General features: G+C 60.5%; 17 protein-coding genes. 15 read left to right on the top strand and 2 right to left on the bottom strand.

Annotated elements, in window-relative coordinates:
- The first annotated feature begins 46 nt into the window (after window positions 1-46).
- The 5 genes from H559_RS0106080 (at window position 47) to H559_RS22150 (ending at window position 5,122) form a co-directional block, all read left to right on the top strand.
- Window positions 47-724 (top strand): DUF6998 domain-containing protein, encoded by a 678-nt coding sequence (locus tag H559_RS0106080; RefSeq protein WP_028451966.1) that lies wholly within the window; start codon window positions 47-49, stop codon window positions 722-724.
- Between the two features lie 543 nt (window positions 725-1,267).
- The gene (locus tag H559_RS0106075) at window positions 1,268-2,302 is read left to right on the top strand and encodes an adenosine deaminase (protein ID WP_373277341.1); all 1,035 of its coding nucleotides are present in this window, start codon (window positions 1,268-1,270) and stop codon (window positions 2,300-2,302) included.
- A 2-nt stretch (window positions 2,303-2,304) separates the two neighbouring features.
- Window positions 2,305-2,898 (top strand): hypothetical protein, encoded by a 594-nt coding sequence (locus tag H559_RS0106070; protein WP_028451964.1) that lies wholly within the window; start codon window positions 2,305-2,307, stop codon window positions 2,896-2,898.
- A 39-nt stretch (window positions 2,899-2,937) separates the two neighbouring features.
- Window positions 2,938-4,074 (top strand): ribonucleotide-diphosphate reductase subunit beta, encoded by a 1,137-nt coding sequence (locus tag H559_RS0106065; protein ID WP_028451963.1) that lies wholly within the window; start codon window positions 2,938-2,940, stop codon window positions 4,072-4,074.
- A gap of 43 nt (window positions 4,075-4,117) precedes the next feature.
- Window positions 4,118-5,122, top strand: coding sequence for a DUF4062 domain-containing protein (locus tag H559_RS22150; RefSeq protein ID WP_081412900.1), 1,005 nt, complete (start codon window positions 4,118-4,120; stop codon window positions 5,120-5,122).
- Window positions 5,123-5,190: 68 nt separating this feature from the next.
- On the opposite strand, the gene H559_RS19180 is transcribed toward H559_RS22150, so the two are convergent.
- Together H559_RS19180 and H559_RS0106055 are read right to left on the bottom strand one after the other, a co-directional pair.
- Entirely contained in the window at window positions 5,191-5,376 is a 186-nt protein-coding gene (locus H559_RS19180) for a hypothetical protein (RefSeq protein WP_034639969.1), read from the bottom strand.
- Window positions 5,377-6,337: 961 nt separating this feature from the next.
- Window positions 6,338-6,913, bottom strand: coding sequence for a hypothetical protein (locus H559_RS0106055; RefSeq protein WP_028451962.1), 576 nt, complete (start codon window positions 6,911-6,913; stop codon window positions 6,338-6,340).
- A 273-nt stretch (window positions 6,914-7,186) separates the two neighbouring features.
- Here H559_RS0106055 and H559_RS0106050 point away from each other — a divergent pair, with 273 nt between their 5' ends.
- The 10 genes from H559_RS0106050 to H559_RS0106005 all read left to right on the top strand — a co-directional run bounded on the left by H559_RS0106050 (window position 7,187) and on the right by H559_RS0106005 (window position 16,390).
- Window positions 7,187-7,552: a VOC family protein gene (locus H559_RS0106050; RefSeq protein WP_028451961.1), complete on the top strand. Its 366-nt coding sequence runs from the start codon at window positions 7,187-7,189 to the stop codon at window positions 7,550-7,552.
- 213 nt (window positions 7,553-7,765) lie between these two features.
- Window positions 7,766-8,743: a YcjF family protein gene (locus H559_RS0106045; protein WP_028451960.1), complete on the top strand. Its 978-nt coding sequence runs from the start codon at window positions 7,766-7,768 to the stop codon at window positions 8,741-8,743.
- 83 nt (window positions 8,744-8,826) lie between these two features.
- Window positions 8,827-9,330, top strand: a complete 504-nt coding sequence (locus H559_RS0106040) for a hypothetical protein (protein WP_034639967.1) — start codon at window positions 8,827-8,829, stop codon at window positions 9,328-9,330.
- A gap of 179 nt (window positions 9,331-9,509) precedes the next feature.
- Window positions 9,510-10,079, top strand: a complete 570-nt coding sequence (locus tag H559_RS0106035) for an MFS transporter (RefSeq protein ID WP_028451958.1) — start codon at window positions 9,510-9,512, stop codon at window positions 10,077-10,079.
- A 73-nt stretch (window positions 10,080-10,152) separates the two neighbouring features.
- Complete coding sequence (hslO, locus tag H559_RS0106030) at window positions 10,153-11,034, top strand: Hsp33 family molecular chaperone HslO (RefSeq protein WP_028451957.1); 882 nt, start codon at window positions 10,153-10,155, stop codon at window positions 11,032-11,034.
- Window positions 11,035-11,118: 84 nt separating this feature from the next.
- The gene (locus tag H559_RS0106025) at window positions 11,119-11,949 is read left to right on the top strand and encodes an AraC family transcriptional regulator (protein WP_051278986.1); all 831 of its coding nucleotides are present in this window, start codon (window positions 11,119-11,121) and stop codon (window positions 11,947-11,949) included.
- An 86-nt stretch (window positions 11,950-12,035) separates the two neighbouring features.
- Entirely contained in the window at window positions 12,036-12,749 is a 714-nt protein-coding gene (locus H559_RS0106020; protein WP_245579339.1) for an AzlC family ABC transporter permease, read from the top strand.
- Window positions 12,746-13,069 carry an AzlD domain-containing protein gene (locus H559_RS0106015; RefSeq protein WP_028451954.1) on the top strand — a complete coding sequence of 108 codons (324 nt, stop codon included), beginning with the start codon at window positions 12,746-12,748 and terminating at the stop codon, window positions 13,067-13,069. The genes H559_RS0106020 and H559_RS0106015 overlap by 4 nt, the downstream gene beginning before the upstream one ends.
- A gap of 181 nt (window positions 13,070-13,250) precedes the next feature.
- Entirely contained in the window at window positions 13,251-14,423 is a 1,173-nt protein-coding gene (locus H559_RS19175; protein WP_051278984.1) for an efflux RND transporter periplasmic adaptor subunit, read from the top strand.
- Entirely contained in the window at window positions 14,423-16,390 is a 1,968-nt protein-coding gene (locus H559_RS0106005) for a MacB family efflux pump subunit (RefSeq protein ID WP_028451953.1), read from the top strand. The genes H559_RS19175 and H559_RS0106005 overlap by 1 nt, the downstream gene beginning before the upstream one ends.
- Window positions 16,391-16,395: the final 5 nt, after the last annotated feature.

Raw genomic sequence — 16,395 nt, 5'->3', positions numbered from 1 at the left:
TCCGCCTTTACCGTTTCGACTTTATAACAGATGCGAGAAGCGTTGTATGGGGATGACTCAAATTCAGCTGATACAGTCTCTGGGTAGCCATTTAGGGATGCTGGAGCAGGAGCTTGAATTTGATGTTCCCGCGACAGAGTTACGGCATCTGATTGGACGAATTGGTGAGTTGTACGCTGCGCTGCTTACGAATGGCCGGTTGGCTAGTGAAGTTAACCAACGCGGTCACGATGTTGTAGGGAAAAACGGTCAGCGCATATCAGTTAAAACTACCGCCAAAGCTCAACCTGGACAAGTATCTGTTAATGCCAATACCGCCAATGAATTCGATCGCCTTTTGATTCTGCGGGTTAATACAGATGAAATGGAAATCGAGGTTTTAAGAGATCTGGAAGGGGGTGAGCTAAGAGAGGCTCTTGGCAAAGAGAAAGACGGCAAGTATATAGTTAATGTTCATCGGCCTAGGGTTGAAAATAATTTGGTGAGGCCACTGAAAGTGGTTAGGTCGGTGGCAAAAATTGTTGCTGGGAATGAATTTGTAGTAAGTGAGTTGGAAAACGGTAGTGTGGAAATTAAGAAAAATGGTGTGGTTGAGAGTAATACAAAACAGGCGTGTCGATTGCTTGCAAGAGAAATTGGTATGTCAATTGTAAATGTTAGCGGAAATTTCCATAATACCCGGCAGCTTGGTTATTTGCTCATACGTAATTTGTCAGATATTTAGTGTTGTAGCCCGCGTAGTTACGAATAGCGAAGCGTATTCGTACGGACGTGTTTTCATTTATGGGATTTAAGCGCCTTCGGCGCATTGTTTTACACGCCGGTTCCGCCCGGCGGACGGGAAGGGGGATTTGTTTCGGCAAATCCCCCTTCACCCCAAAGCCGAGCCCGGTCAGCCGGCCGCCTGCGGCGGCTACCCTGCGATGCTCGGTTTTTCGGGGAAGGAGGACAACTCGGGGCTGCGCCCCTCAGACACGTCCTCCTTCTGATCCCGAAAAACCTGCGCTTCTCGGCGGCTTCAGGGCGGGGCGTGCTCATGGGCGGTAGTGGTGGCTGTAGGTTGGGTTGAGCGCTGCGAAACCCAACGGATTTGGTAGCCGAGTAGGGTGCGCAAATCCCTGCGGGATTTTCACGCCCTACGGTGTGTTGTTGTGTATGTGGCTGCAGCCATTGTTTTTGATTGCTTGTGGCTTGATGGGTGTTGATGTATTGCTTTGCCTCGTCTTTCTTCGGGCCGCTGTGTCTCTGTGCTTAAAAAGGTTTTGCCATGATGAATGAACATCCGCTGGACCAGCTGATCCGCGCTCTGCCGAAAGCCGAGCTGCATCTGCACATCGAGGGTTCGCTGGAACCGGAGATGATGTTCGCGCTGGCCGAGCGCAATGAAATCGAGCTGCCTTACGCCAGCGTCGAGGAAGTGCGCGCGGCGTACAACTTTACCGATCTGCAGTCTTTCCTCGATCTCTACTACGCCGGTGCCGGCGTGCTGATCACCGAGCAGGATTTCTACGATCTCACCTGGGCGTATCTGAAGCGCGCGCAGGCCGATCACATCGTCCACACCGAAATTTTCTTCGACCCGCAGACGCACACCGCGCGCGGCGTTGAATTCACCACCGTGCTCTCCGGCATTCTGCGTGCGCTGCGGCAGGCCGAGGATCAGTTCGGCATCACCTCGAAACTGATCATGTGCTTTCTGCGCCACCTCAGCGAGGAAGACGGCTTTGCCACGCTGGAGCTGGCCATGCCCTACCTCGACCGCATCGACGGCGTGGGGCTGGATTCGGGCGAGCGCGGCAACCCGCCGGAAAAATTCGCGCGGCTCTTCGCGCGCTGTGCCGAGCTTGGCCTGCCGGCCGTCGCCCACGCGGGCGAAGAAGGCCCGGCGGAGTACATCTGGCAGGCGCTCGATCTGCTGAACTCGCGCCGCATCGACCACGGCGTGCGCTGCACGGAAGACCCGGCGCTGGTAGCGCGCCTGGCGGCCGAGCGGATTCCGCTGACTGTGTGCCCGCTCTCCAACCTCAAGCTCTGCGTGGTGGACGATCTGGCGAAACACAACCTGCGCGAGCTGCTGGCCGCAGGTCTTGTCGCCATGGTCAATTCCGACGACCCGGCGTATTTTGGGGGTTACCTCAACCAGAATCTGCTGGCCTGCCGCGAGAAGCTGGCGCTCACCGCCGCTGAAATCATCCAGCTGGTGCGCAACAGCATCGAAGCCAGCTGGCTGCCGGATGACACGAAGGCCTTCTGGCAGGCCGAAATCACCCGGATCGCCGCCCGGCACGCACAAGGAGAATAGCCATGACACGCATCGCCGCCATCCGCCTGCTGCTGGCCGCCCTGGCTGCCACCTTTCTGGCCGGCTGCGCCGCCTTCAAGCCGCAGGTGAGCGAGGGCAGGCTGGTGCCGCCGCCCGGCACGGCCTATGCCGTGGTTGCTGTCACGCTCAAGAGCTTCGACAACATCACCTCGCTGCCGGATGCCGCACTGGAATTCACCGGCCCGGCCGGCCGCCACACGCTGTGGGGCAATACCTCCACCGCCGGCATTGTCGCTCCCGGTGACGAGCCGAATGGTGACGGCATCCTGAATGTTGTCGCGCTGCCGGCGGGCGACTATGTCACCACCCGCATGTTCGGCAGCTGGATGATGGAAAGCGCCGGCATGCGCTGGCGCGAATACGCCAATGTGCCGGTCACCGCGCGCTTCAGCCTGAAGGAAGGTGAAGTCGTCTACCTGGGCGATGCGCACCTGCGGCTCGATTTCCGGCCCGCGGTGCAGTTCTCCGGCCAGCAGCGGCGCGATTTCAACCACATGAAAGTACGCTGGGGCGTCACCGACACCAGCAATATCCGCATTGCCCCGCTGCAGGCCACCGCGCCCGCAGCGCAATAAACACCACTGAACACAACGAAACACCATAAGGATAAAACCATGTCGCTGAGCTTTGATGATGACGTGATCACCCCGGCCCGCCCGGCCGCCCCGCAAGCCCCCGCCACTGCGCCGTTCTCTGCCGCTGCCGTCGCAGCCCCAGCCCCGGCCGCCGCCGAAGCCAAGCGTGTCAACGCGGTCGACAAGAAAGTGATCAACGGCACCACCGACGTGAACCAGCTCGTGCCGTTCAAGCACAAGTGGGCGTGGGAAAAATACCTCGCGCAGTGCGCCAACCACTGGATGCCGCAGGAAGTGAACATGCAGCGCGACATCGAGCAGTGGAAGATGGGCGCGCTCACCGAAGACGAAATGCGCATCGTGAAGCGCAACCTCGGCTTCTTCACCACCGCCGACAGCCTCGCCGCCAATAACATCGTGCTCGGCACCTACCGCCAGATCACCAGCCCGGAATGCCGCCAGTTCCTGCTGCGCCAGGCGTTTGACGAAGCGATTCACACGCACGCCTACCAGTACATCGTCGAATCGCTGGGCCTCGACGAAGGCGAAGTGTTCAACGCCTACAACGAAATCAAGTCCATCCGCGACAAGGATGAATTCCTCATTCCCTTCATCGACATCCTGTGCAACCCGGAATTCAAGACCGGCACGCTGGAAACGGATCAACAGCTGCTGCGCTCGATCATCGTGTTCGCCTGCATCATGGAAGGCCTGTTCTTCTATGTGGGCTTCGTGCAGATCCTGGCGCTGGGGCGGCAAAACAAGATGACCGGCGCCGCCGAGCAGTACCAGTACATCCTGCGCGACGAATCCATGCACTGCAATTTCGGCATCGACCTGATCAACACGATCAAGATGGAAAACCCGCAGCTGTGGACGGAAGACTTCAAGAACGAGCTGTACGGCCTCTTCAACCGCGCCGTCGAGCTGGAATACGCCTACGCGGAAGACACCATGCCGCGCGGCGTGCTGGGCCTGAACGCCAGCCAGTTCAAGGAATACCTGCGCTTCATCGCCAACCGCCGTCTGCAGCAGATTGGTCTGAACGAGTTGTTCCCGGGTGCGACCAACCCCTTCCCGTGGATGAGCGAGATGATTGATCTGAAGAAGGAAAAGAACTTCTTCGAGACTCGCGTCACCGAGTATCAGACTGGCGGGGCGTTGAGCTGGGATTAATATTTAAGCCGCCTTATGGCGGCTTTTTCTTGCCGGGGTAAATATGGCTAGACTAAAAATTTTTATTAGTTCGACATACTATGATCTCAAGTCAATACGTGCTGATTTAGATCGACAGGTTCGTGAATTGGGGCACGAACCTGTGAGGTTTGAAGTTGGGCATATTCCCTTTGGATCAGATGCCTCTCCTGAAGTTGACTGTTATCGTGAAATTAGTAACTGTGATGTTCTTGTTTGTATTATCGGAGGGGTATTTGGGAGCTCATCTGCAGATGGTGGTTATTCCATTACCCAGCGTGAGCTAAAAACTGCTCAAGAGGAAGGAAAACAGATCTATATTTTTATAGATAAGCCAGTAAATCAAGAGTTTCAGTTTTTTAAAGCGAATAAAGATAATGATTCTGTTAGGTATACGTCCGTTAATAATAGAAAAATATTCGAATTTTTGGAGGAGATTCATTCTCTTCCGCGTGGAAATCCGATATTTTCATTTGAGACATCCCAAGATATAGGTAATTTACTTCGCGAGCAAATGAGCGGGTTGTTTCAGAGGCTGTTAAGGCAATACCATTCTTTGGAGCAGGTTAAGTTATCAGCTGAATTGAAGGATGGGATTTCAACTGTAAACAAAATGATAGAATTTATGGTTGAAAATAAATCGAATGAAAATAAAGATGTTGTCAATGAAATTTTAACGTCTAGCCACCCGGTTTTCCGTGCTGTTGGTATGGCCTTGGGTTTGTCTTTTAAGTGTTTCTTCTCTAGTAGAAAAGAGTTGATTGATTTGTTTAATGATTTTCGTTTTGAATATCTTGATTTGGAATCGTTTGGTGATGATTATTCTCACTTCAGGAAAATCAGCTTGCGTCGTCGCAGAACTAGAGATGGAATAAAAGAAGAGAGGATGGTTCATCTTATTAAAGTGAGTGATAAGATTTTTGATGAAAATGGAGCTTTAATCCCTGGGAGCGCCACCAAGTGGAGCGATGACTGGATTTTATCGTCTTCTGAGCTTGAGGCTTCTGAAGATGATGAGATTCCATTTTGATGTGGCAACCTAAGCACGGTAGGGCGCAATCGCCGCAGGTATTGCGCCGCTTGAATTGAACCGCCGGATTATCTACGGCGGTTTTGTTTTTTCTGTGCCTGCGGCACGGTGTTTTCATGCCGGTTCCGCCCGGCGGACGGGTTCATTTCTTTTGCTTCGCCAAAAGAAACGAACCAAAGAAAAGGCGAGCCCGGTCCGCCGGCCGCCTGCGGCGGCTGCCCTGCGATGCTCGTGGCGCTCAGCGGCTGGCTCAAACTCGGCCTGCGGCCTCAAACAGTCGCCAGCCGAAACCCTGATCACCACTGCGCTTCTCGGCGGCTTCAGGGCGGGGCGTGCTAATCGGCGGCGGTGGTGATTCGTAGGTTGGGCTGAATGCAATGAAGCCCAACGTGATTGCCGCTGAATTGTTGGGCTTCGCTGCGCTCAACCTAACCTACAGTGATGGGTATATCGCTGCATCCCTTTAAATTCATAGTCTGTGGAATTATCGATGCATGGGTATGCCGCATTGCGTTTAGAACGTGATGCCCTCGCAGCCGCCGAGAAGCGCAGCAAGCCACAGGGTTTCGCGGGTGAGATGTTTGAGCCCGCAGGGCGAGTTTCGAACCCGCGCTGTGGTTTGCGAGCATCGCAGGGCACCCGAAGGGCGGTGAAGCGGGCGCGGTTTGGGGTTGTCAGGGGGGTTGCCAAGACAAGCCCCCTGACGTGCAGCCGGGCACCCCCGGCATGCAAACACTGCGCCGCAGGCGCATAAACCCATGCGTACGAATACGCTGCGCTATTCGTACCTACTCGCTGGATTGTTGGGTTTCGCTGCGCTCAACCCAACCTACGGTGATGGGTATGCTGCTACAGCCCTTCAGATTATTAGGTTGTGGGCTTATCGCTGCATGGGTATGCGGCGATGCCGCTTAGGACGCGATGCCATCGCAGCCGCTGAGCGTTGCGAGTCCCCCAAGGGGATTTCCTGCGGGGCACATCGCAGGGCACCCGAAGGGCGGCGTCACCGCAGAGCTTGGCGGCTTTGCCGCCTAGCGCCGCGCGATGCAGAGCAAAGGGCGCGCCTTGGGGGGGGCGGGGGGGGCTTGGCAAGACAAGCCCCCTGACGTGCAGCCGGGCCCCCCCGGCATGCAAACACCGCGCCGCAGGCGCTTAAAATTCAGACACTATTGCCCGCGCGGTGTTTGCGCAGGCGGCGACCGCAGGCTGGCGCGATCAGAATTCGCAACCGAGCAGGTAGTACTTGTCCTGCTCTACGCCATCCCAGCCCTGGCTGACACTCAGCCGCATCTCGCTCAAGGGGCGGCCGTTCACGTCCCGCTCCTTGCTCGGGCGAGGCAGGGTGAAGCTGTACACCGGGTATTCCTTGCTGAAATTCTCGGTCGACATTTTGAACTCGCGGGCCTTGGCCATGATGTCGGCGGCGGGGGCCTTGCTGGGGATCAGCATCTGCACCGCGCCACCGCCGGCGTAGATCAGGTCACTGGTCATGCCGTTGGCGGTGATGGGTTTGGGCAGCCTGATGGCAGAGCGCATGGCCTGATGGCTTTTCACCAGCGGGTGATTGTCGCCCAGCGCGGGCAAGCCGCTGTCGGCATCGATTTTCATGTCGGCGGTGGTCGGGCGGCATTCCAGCAGGCGCACATAGCGGTCGAGGTCGACTTTGGGAGCGGCGTGGGCAGTGGCGGCGGCACTGAGCAGCAGGGCGGCGAGGAGACGGTTCATGGCGTTGGCAGGGTAGTGGTAATTGAACAGGGCGTAGATGATGCCGCGCTGAGCGTTTTCTGACAATGCATTGGTGCTTCTGCTTTCGATCTGCTTGCATGTGGTGTGGCGAGGCGCTGGCTGGATGGTGTATCTGGCCTGCGGGCGGCCTGCGAATACAAGCAGGTGCGGCAGTCTATGGTGCCGCGTGTGGGGAGAACGCAATTCTGGTTAAGCAATGCGGGGTATATGCCGGTATGCTTTAGAAGTATTGGCCTATGGGCGTATCACATGGTGGGTATTGCTGTCATTGCGCTGCACTGGCCAGGTTTGCAAATCAGTGTCACGGAGCCTTGCCCCTTGTTTAAAAAGCTCGAATGCGTGTGCATTCACACCAATGATATCGACCAGTCCCTGACGTTTTATGCCTCGATGGGCTTGCGCAAGCACTGGGAAATCCAGCGTCCGCTCGACAACGGATTGACCTGGCGTTTGCTGGGATTGCAGTTTCCGCAGGGGGCAGGCTCGGAGCTGGTGCTCAGCAATCATCCGGACAACCGCTTTACCGAAATCGAAATCCTGGTCGATGACGTGCAAGAGGCCTGCGCTACACTCAGCGGCAATCCGGCGGTGAAATGGATCAGAACGCCCTTTGCCACGGAATCCGGGCATGTGGCGGTCATGGAGGCGCCGGATGGCAATGTGTTCGTCCTGGTGGGACCGTGAGGCGCGGCGCGTCATCCGTGGCGCCACGTGCAGGATAAGCAGACATTGCCATGTCTGTGGGTATAGGTATGCAGCCCAACAAGGAAATGGATTTTGAAGGTATGGGTTGATATGTATGTGGCTGTGAACAAATTGCGCGGCCACATCGGCCTTTGCGCTGGAACCACTGCCGCCTGCGGCGGGTCGGATTCCATTTTGACCGGAGACCATGCGATGACCCATTCCGAACAGCAGGCCATTCTGGCGATTACCCTGCTTGCCGCCTTCTGCGATGGCGACAAGGACAGCCGCGAGCGCGATGCGATCAAGGGCATTGCGGCGTCGCTGGGCGGGCAGGGCGTCGATCTGCCGCGGCTGTATCAGGACGTGCTGCTCAAGCGCTATACGCAGGCCGATGCGGTGGCTGCGCTGCAGGACGAGGGCGCACGCCAGCTGGCCTATGAAATGGCCGTGTGCGTGGTTGATGCCGATGGCCGGCAGACGGCGGCCGAGACAGCCTTTCTGGCCGGGCTGAAAACGGCGCTCGGGCTGGATGTGGCGGCTGCGTCCATCGAAAGCGAAGCCAATGCCTGGTTTGGCTATGATGCCCCGGCGGTAACAGCCGCACCGCCGGTCGCCGTGCCCCCTGCACCGGCTGCGCAGCAGACCGCGCTGCTGACCCTGCCGCTGGAGGCCGAGCGCGCGCTCGATGCCGCGGTACTGCGCTTTGCGATTGTGTGCGGAGCGCTGGAGCTGTTGCCGCAATCGTGGGCGACGATGGCGATCGTGCCGCTGCAGCTGAAGCTGGTGCACAGCGTTGGCAAAGCCTACGGCGTCGAGCTGGATCAGGGCCACATCCGCGAATTTCTGGCCGCTGCCGGTGTCGGGCTGACCTCGCAGTACGTCGAGCAGTTCGGCCGCAAGCTGCTGGGCGGCTTCCTCGGCAAATACGCCGGCAAGACGGCCGGGATGATCGGCGGTGCGGCGACCGGCATCGCGTTCTCCTTTGCCACCACCTATGCGCTGGGCCAGCTGGCCAAGCGTTATTACGCGGGCGGGCGCAAGATGGAAACCGCGGTGCTCAGCGACACCTTCAATCAGCTGCTGGGGCCGGCCAAGCAATTGCAGAGCCAGTACCTGCCGCAAATCCAGCAGCAGGCGCGCACGCTGGATTACGGCACGGTGATGCAGCTGGTGAAAACCGGCGCCTGATGCGGCAGGCGGCCGCGCGCCGCCCTTGCCAGCCAGCGCCCGCCAGTGCATAAACGCAGCTGTGATGATCGAGCGGGGTGGCCATGACGGACGAGCTGCTGTTTTACTATGAACGCACCCGCCGCCAGCAGGCGGCTGTGCTGGCGTTCAACATGCTCTTCCTGCCACTGGTGCTGTGGCTATTGCTGCTGCTGATCGATGATGCGGCGGTGTACCGGAAGTTCGCGGCGGTGCTGCAGCCAATGCTGATTGCCTGCGAGCTGGCCATGCTGGGCGTGCTGCTGTGGCTGCTGGCGTGCCCGGCCGCGTTCACGATCAGCCTTTCCCACACGGCGTTTTCCTCGCATCATCCGCAGTTCAGCGCATGGTGCTTTGCGGTGCATCCGCAGGACATCGCCGAGATCAGCTATGGCAACCGCCGCAAGGGGCAGTCGGCCATCCGCATCGTGCTGAAGGACGGGCAGCAGGTGGCGCTCAGCCCGAATTTCGCCTTCAGCCATCGCAAGCTCTTTGCCGCCCTGCAGCAGGCAAATCCGGCCATCCGCGTCCCCGATCCCTTCTGGTCGTTCGGCGGGCTACAGGCATAGGGGTCTTGCATTCCAGTCTCGCTCGACTGATTGCACACTTTTGAATCGCCCTTGCCGAGCTGGCTCGTCAAGCCATGCTCGGCGCGGCGGATTGGTGTTTGTGCGACTTGCCGTGCCGGAAGCGGATAAAATGCAGTCAGGCCGGCGCCGGGGGCGTGGCCAGGACGCGGGGAGTTGCCTTGACCACCATTGTTATCGTGAAAAAAGCCGGGCAGATTGCGATTGCCGGCGACAGCCAGTCCACCTTCGGCGATACGCGGCTTTCCGCCGTGGATGATGCCCGCTGGGACAAGATCTTTGCCGCGCATGGTGCGTTTTTTGCGATTTCCGGCAGCGCCGCGCACGATCTGGTGCTGAAATCGCTGTTGTCAAAAGCCAAGAAGCTTGATTTTTCGAGCCGGCCCGCCATCTTCGAAACATTCCGCAAGCTGCACCCCAAGCTTAAAGACCAGTTTTTCCTCAAGCCCGACGAGGATGAGGATGACCCCTACGAATCCAGCCAGATGACGGTGCTGCTGGCCAGCCCGCACGGCATCTTTGCCGTGTTCAGCATGCGCGAGGTGTATGAATACCAGCGCTTCTGGGCGATCGGCTCCGGTTCCGACTTTGCCATCGGTGCGATGAGCGCGGTCTACAGCAATCCGGAGCTGGATGCCGAGGCGATTGCGCGGATTGGTGTGAACGCTGGCTGTGAATTCGACATCAATTCGAGCCTGCCGATGAGCTGCCACGTCATCAGTGCGATCTGATTGCCGGGTATTGAGCTGCGGCCTTTTGAAATCAATGAATGTGTGGCAATAGGCCATGCAGTATGGAGTAGCAATGCACGATATTCTGGAGCGTTTCCTGTTTGACCATGCCGCCGTGCGTGGCGAGTCCGTGGTGCTGCGTGACAGCTATGCCGAAGTACTGGCTCGTCACCCGTACCCGCCAGTGCTGGCGCGGCTGCTCGGCGAACTGCTGGCCGCCGGCCAGCTGCTGGAGGCGACGCTGAAGTTCGACGGCACGATGATTCTGCAGCTGCACGGCAAGGGCCAGCTGAAAATGGCGGTGGTTGAAATCACCAGCCAGAAGACGCTGCGCGCCACCGCACGCTGGGAAGGCGAGATTCCCGATGTGTCGCTGGCCGAGCTGCTGGGTCAGGGCGGGCGTTTCGTGATCACCATCGACCCCGATCAGGGCGAGCCGTATCAGGGCATCGTCGGTTTCGAGAAGGGCGAATCGGTGGCGACGATCATCGAGCATTACATGCAGCGCTCGGCGCAGATCGATACCCGCCTGTGGCTGGCCTGTGATGGCAAGATTGCCAGCGGGCTGATGCTGCAGCGCATGCCGCTCGAAGGCGGCAGCGGTGCGGAAGACGAGGATGCCTGGCCGCGCGTGCAGAAACTGGCGGAAACCACCACCAGTGAAGAATTGCTGACCCTGCCGCCGCGCGATTTGCTGCATCGCCTGTTCCATCAGGAGCCGGTGCGCATGTTCGACCCGGCCACGCCGGTATTCAAGTGCACCTGTTCGCGCGAGCGTGTGGGCAGCATGATGGAAATGGTTGGCCGCGAGGAAATCGACAGCGTGCTGGCCGAGCGCGGGCAGGTGGAGATCGTGTGCGATTTCTGCGGCAAGCATTATCACTTCGACAAGGTGGATGTGGCGCAGCTTTTTGCCGGGCAGGGTGTCCAGGCCGGCGGCAGCGCGCTGCAGTAAGCGTCGCCTGGCTGCAAGCGCGTTCAATACAGAGGGGCGCGCCTGCGGCACACTGGTGGGGCGCGCCTTGCGCAAGGAGCCGTCATGCCCGAATTTCTGCCGCTGTACACGCTTGCCGACCAGCCTGCCATTCTGGCCGTGCCTGAACTGGGCGGGCTTGAATGCCTGCAGGCCGGTACCGGTCGCGAGCCGCTGGCCGCCCACTTCCACGAAGAATGGGTGATCGGGGTAAACACCACCGGCGAGCAGCATTTCGACCATCGCGGCAGCCGCCATGTCAGCGGGCCGGGCTGGCTTACCACCATCAACCCTGAAGACGTGCATGCCTGCTATGGCGGCGCGCAGCAGTGGCATTACGTGTCCTATCATCTCAGCCCCGTCTTTGTGCGGACGCTGGCCGATGAAATTGGTGCTGCCTCGCTGCCTCGCTTTGCCGGCAGCACGGTGGAGGATGCCGGCATGGCTCGCCGGCTCCTTGGTCTTTTCCTTGTGCTGGCTGGCAGTGATTGCCCCTTGCAGCGCGAAACCGGGCTACTGGAGACCTTTGCCGAACTGGCGCAGCGCCACATGCAGGGCAGGGCAGCTGCTCCGCTGCTGCACACCAGCCTGGCGCGTGCCCGCGATCGCCTGGCGGATGCGCTGGATGACGAAATCACGCTGCAGTTGCTGGCGGACGACTGCGGCCTGTCCCGCTGGCAATTCTGCCGTCTGTTTCGCGAGCAGTATGGCCTGGCACCATTGCAGTGGCGCAAACAGCTGCGCGTCATGCGCAGCCGCCAGCTGCTGCGCCGGGGGCTGGCACCTGGTGAGGTGGCCGTGCAGCTGGGCTTTGCTGATCAGCCGCATTTCACCCGTGCCTTCAAGGGGGCTTTTGGCGTCACGCCGGCGCGCTATCAGCGCGGTTTTGCCGGCTGAAGCGATTTGAAGGAGCGCAATCGCGTTCAAGACAGCGGCATCCTGTCCGGTTACAGTGGCACTTCATGGTTACCGGAGAAAACACTGTGACTGAAGCGGCTTCCCTGCGGGCGGGCGTGCTGGCCATGCTGCCGCTGATGCTTGGCGTGCTGCCTTTCGGCCTGATTTTCGGCACGCTGGCGATCAGCAGCGGGTTGACGCCCTGGCAGGGCATGGGCATGTCGGCGCTGGTGTTTGCCGGCTCGGCGCAGTTCATCGCGCTCAGCCTGCTGGCGGCGGGAACGAGCATTCCGGTGCTGCTGGCGACCACTCTCGTCATCAATCTGCGCCATGTGCTGTATTCCGCGACGGTGCAGCCCGGTGTCGCGCACTGGCCGCGCCGCTGGCGCTGGCTGCTGAGTTTCATGCTGACTGACGAGCTGTTCGCCGTATTCAGCGTGCGCCTGCAGCACGAGGGCGGCAGCGAGGCCATGCGCTGGTATCTGCTGGGCAATGGCCTGGCGATGTACGGCACGTGGCTCTTGGCTACTCTGGCCGGCATCGTGCTCGGCCAGCAGATTCCCGATCTCTCGCAGTGGGGGCTGGAATTCGCCATGGTGGCGACCTTTGCCGCCATCGTCGGTACTCAGCTGCACGACCGCGCGATGCTGGCTGCCGCGCTGGCGGCGGGCGCGGCGGCGCTGCTGCTGCGTGGCATGCCCTACAAGCTCGACCTGATTCTGGCCGCGCTGGCCGGCATTGTTGCCGGCCTGCTGGCTGAAAACTCGACTACGGCGCGTGTGGTGGAGGCAAAGCCATGAGCCTGTGGCTGACCATCCTTGCCATGGGTGCGATCACCTTTCTGCTGCGTGCTTCCTTTGTGCTGCCCGGCGAGCGCCTGCGGCTGCCGCCGCTGTTTCGTCGCGCCCTGCGCTTTGTGCCCGTCGCGGTGCTGACGGCGCTGATCGTGCCGATGGCGCTGGCTCCTTCCGGCACGCTGGATTTCAGCTGGCGCAATCCCTGGCTGGCCGGCATGCTGGCGGCCTTGCTGATTGCCTGCGCCACCCGGCGTACCCTGCTGGCCATGCTGCTGAGCTTTGCGGTTTACAGTCTGTGGCGCTGGGGGCCGCAGTTTTTCTGAGTGTCTTGCGAGCAAGCTCACACGCTGTTTGTAACTATGACACGGCGATGTGCGTGTAAATGCGGGTAAAGTCTGGCCAGACAGGGCAAAAGGGAGCGCAGGCTCCCATTTTCTTGCGTTATATTTGCCCACTTACTTATTCATGCGGGCCCCGGCGCTGGCCCGCTGTGCGAGGCTACTCATGGTTTTACTCAGGAAACTGGCCAGCGGCTGGCGATGGCTGGGCCGCTGGCGCTGGCTGCTGCTGGCGGGCGTGCTGGTTGCGTGCTACCTGTTCTGGGGGCGCCAGCCGCCGGATCCAGCCAGCCAGGTGATCACGGCGGCAGTTGGGCGCGGCGATGTAGAAGTCACCGTGCTGGCCACCGGCGTGGTGGAAGCCGCGAAAACGGTGGAAGTGGGTGCGCAGGCGTCCGGTCAGATCAAGCGCCTGGTCGTGCAGCTGGGTGATCGCGTGAAAAAGGGCGACCTGCTGGCGGAAATCGACCCCGAAGTTTCGCAGAATGCGCTGGATGATGCGGTAGCCAATATCGAAAGCCTGAAAATCCAGCAGACCATCAAGCAGCTGGCCGTTGACGAAGCCCGGCAGGAGCTGGCGCGCCAGCAGACCATGATGGCGGGCGATGCGACACCGAAGAAAGAGCTCGACAGCGCACAGACCGCGCTGAAAATGCGCGAGGCCGAGCTGAAACAGCTGGCCACGCAATTGCACCAGGCCGAACTCAAGCGCGCGACCGCGCAGGCCAATCTCGGCTATACGCGCATCGTGGCGCCGATGGATGGCGTGGTGGTGTCGATTGCCGCGAAGGAAGGGCAGACGGTGAATGCGATCCAGACCGCGCCCACCATCCTGACGCTGGCCGTGCTGGACAAGATGAACATCAAGGCCCAGGTGGCCGAAGCCGACGTCATCCGCCTGAAGAACGGCACGCCGCTCTATTTCAGCGTGCTCGGTGCACCGGACAAGCGCTTCGAGGCCAAGGTCGCCGGCATCGAGCCGCTGCCGCAGACGATCAATAATGCCATCTTCTACAATGCGCTCTTCCAGGTGCCCAACGAACAGGGCCTGTTGCGTCCGCAGATGACGGCGCAGGTGACTTTCGTGCTGGATGCCGCCCGCAAGGTGCTCACGGTTCCGGTCGGCGCACTGGCCGGCAAGGAAGGCAAAACCACGGTCACGGTGCTGGATGCCGCCGGCAAGCTCGCGCAGCGGCAAGTTGAGGTCGGCGTGCGCGGCAATGTGAATGCCGAAGTGAAATCCGGCCTGAAAGAAGGCGAGCGCGTCGTGGTTGGCAATGCGGCGGCGGCCGACAACACCGGCAATGTCAGGGGCGGGCCGCCACCGGGGCCACGCTGATGAATGAAGCCACTGCTGCCCAGCCGGTGATCGCGCTGAGCCATGTCTGCCGCAGCTTTCCGGCTGGCGATCAGGATATCCGCATCCTCGACGACATCAATCTGACCATTAATCGTGGCGAGATGGTGGCGATCATCGGGCAGTCCGGCTCGGGCAAGTCGACGCTGATGAACATTCTGGGCGGGCTCGACAGCGCCAGCTCGGGTTCCTACCGTTTCAACGGTCGCGAAGTGGGCGAGCTGGAAGCCGACGAGCTGGCCCGCTTGCGGCGCGATCATTTCGGCTTCATTTTCCAGCGCTATCACCTGCTGGGCGCGCTCTCGGCCACGGAAAACGTCGCCATGCCGGCGATCTACGCGGGCATGCCGGTGGCCAGCCGCCAGCAGCGCGCAGCCGAATTGCTGCGCCGGCTGGGCCTTGGCGACCGGCTCGAACACAAGCCGCGCCAGCTCTCGGGCGGGCAGCAGCAGCGTGTATCGATTGCGCGCGCGCTGATGAATGGCGGCGAGGTCATTCTGGCCGACGAGCCGACCGGCGCGCTCGATTCGAAAAGCGGTGCCGATGTGCTGCAGATCCTGCGCGAGCTGCACGAGCACGGCCACACCGTCATTCTGGTGACGCACGACAGCAAGGTCGCAGCACAGGCCGACCGCATCATCGAAATCCGCGACGGCCGCATCATTGCTGATGCGCCCAATCCGGCCGCCGATCCTGTCCGTCTGGCTGAGGATGCGCCGCCACCGCGTCTGCCGGACAGCACGCCGCAGGCGATGTTCGGCCGCTGGCAGGAGGCATTCGCGATGGCCTTGCGCGCGCTGCTGGCGAATCGCATGCGCAGCCTGCTGACCATGCTGGGCATCATCATCGGCATCGCTTCGGTGGTGTCGATCATGGCACTGGGCGAGGGGATGGAGCGCAAGGTGCTCGACAATTTCGCCGGGCTTGGCACCAACAACATCAGCGTTTACCCCGGCGCCTATCCGGGTGACGACAAGGCGGGCAGCATCAAGACGCTGCGCGAAAGCGATCTGGTGCAGCTGGCGCAGGAAAGTTATCTGGCCGCCGTGACGCCGGTGTCGATGACGGGCCTGCGCGTGCGCTACGCCAGCAATGATGCGAACGCGACTGTTATGGGCGTGGCACCGGCGTATTTTGCGGTGCGCAACCAGGCCATGAAAGACGGTGTGGCATTCAGTGACGATGATGTGCGCCGGCAGGCGCAGGTGGCCGTGATCGGCGAAACGTTGCGCGAGCGCCTGTTCGGTGCGGGCCGTGGCGTGGGCGAGATCATCCTGCTGGGCAATATGCCCGTGCAGGTGATCGGCGTGGCGGAAACCAAGTCCGGCGGCTTTGGCGACAGCGACCGCCTGGAGGTCTGGCTGCCCTACAGCACGGCAGGCAGCCGGCTGTTCGGTCAGCAGCATTTCAGCAGCCTCACCGTGCAGGTGGCGGCCGGCCTGCCGGTGAAAGCCGCCGAAGCGGCCTTGCAGCAAAAACTGGCGCTGCTGCACGGGAAAAAGGATTTCTACACGCGCACGATGGAGGACATGATGAAGTCCTTCGAGAGCACGGCCAGCAGCATCAAGCTCTTTCTGCTGATGATCGGCGTGATTTCGCTGGTGGTCGGCGGTATCGGTGTGATGAACATCATGCTGGTGTCGGTGACCGAGCGCACCCACGAAATCGGTATCCGCATGGCGGTGGGCGCACGGCAATCGGACATCCGCAGCCAGTTCCTGATCGAGGCCGTACTGGTGTGCCTGCTGGGCGCGGCGATTGGCATCGGCCTGTCGGCGCTGCTCGGCATGACGGTGAATGCACTCTTCAAGGATTTCCAGATGCTGCTGACCGGCACCTCGATCATGACCGCGGTGGCCTGCGCCAGCGGTATCGGCATTGTTTTCGGTTTCCTGCCCGCACGCCGGGCCGCGCAGTTGGCGCCGATCGAAGCGCTAGCGCGGGAATAGGTGGG

Origin of the sequence: Chitinilyticum aquatile DSM 21506 (genome assembly GCF_000430805.1) — a bacterium.
GTDB lineage: Bacteria > Pseudomonadota > Gammaproteobacteria > Burkholderiales > Chitinibacteraceae > Chitinilyticum > Chitinilyticum aquatile.
Note: the sequence above shows the minus strand (reverse complement) of the source record. Positions and strands in the feature narration are given on the sequence as shown.

Coding starts and splice junctions, on each gene's coding strand:
- H559_RS0106015 (WP_028451954.1), top strand. CDS start 12,746: ATGAGCCTGTGGCTGACCATCCTTGCCATGGGTGCGATCACCTTTCTG.
- H559_RS0106005 (WP_028451953.1), top strand. CDS start 14,423: ATGAATGAAGCCACTGCTGCCCAGCCGGTGATCGCGCTGAGCCATGTC.
- H559_RS0106025 (WP_051278986.1), top strand. CDS start 11,119: ATGCCCGAATTTCTGCCGCTGTACACGCTTGCCGACCAGCCTGCCATT.
- H559_RS0106070 (WP_028451964.1), top strand. CDS start 2,305: ATGACACGCATCGCCGCCATCCGCCTGCTGCTGGCCGCCCTGGCTGCC.
- H559_RS0106045 (WP_028451960.1), top strand. CDS start 7,766: ATGACCCATTCCGAACAGCAGGCCATTCTGGCGATTACCCTGCTTGCC.
- H559_RS0106075 (WP_373277341.1), top strand. CDS start 1,268: ATGATGAATGAACATCCGCTGGACCAGCTGATCCGCGCTCTGCCGAAA.
- H559_RS22150 (WP_081412900.1), top strand. CDS start 4,118: ATGGCTAGACTAAAAATTTTTATTAGTTCGACATACTATGATCTCAAG.
- hslO (WP_028451957.1), top strand. CDS start 10,153: ATGCACGATATTCTGGAGCGTTTCCTGTTTGACCATGCCGCCGTGCGT.
- H559_RS19175 (WP_051278984.1), top strand. CDS start 13,251: ATGGTTTTACTCAGGAAACTGGCCAGCGGCTGGCGATGGCTGGGCCGC.
- H559_RS0106065 (WP_028451963.1), top strand. CDS start 2,938: ATGTCGCTGAGCTTTGATGATGACGTGATCACCCCGGCCCGCCCGGCC.
- H559_RS0106080 (WP_028451966.1), top strand. CDS start 47: ATGGGGATGACTCAAATTCAGCTGATACAGTCTCTGGGTAGCCATTTA.
- H559_RS0106040 (WP_034639967.1), top strand. CDS start 8,827: ATGACGGACGAGCTGCTGTTTTACTATGAACGCACCCGCCGCCAGCAG.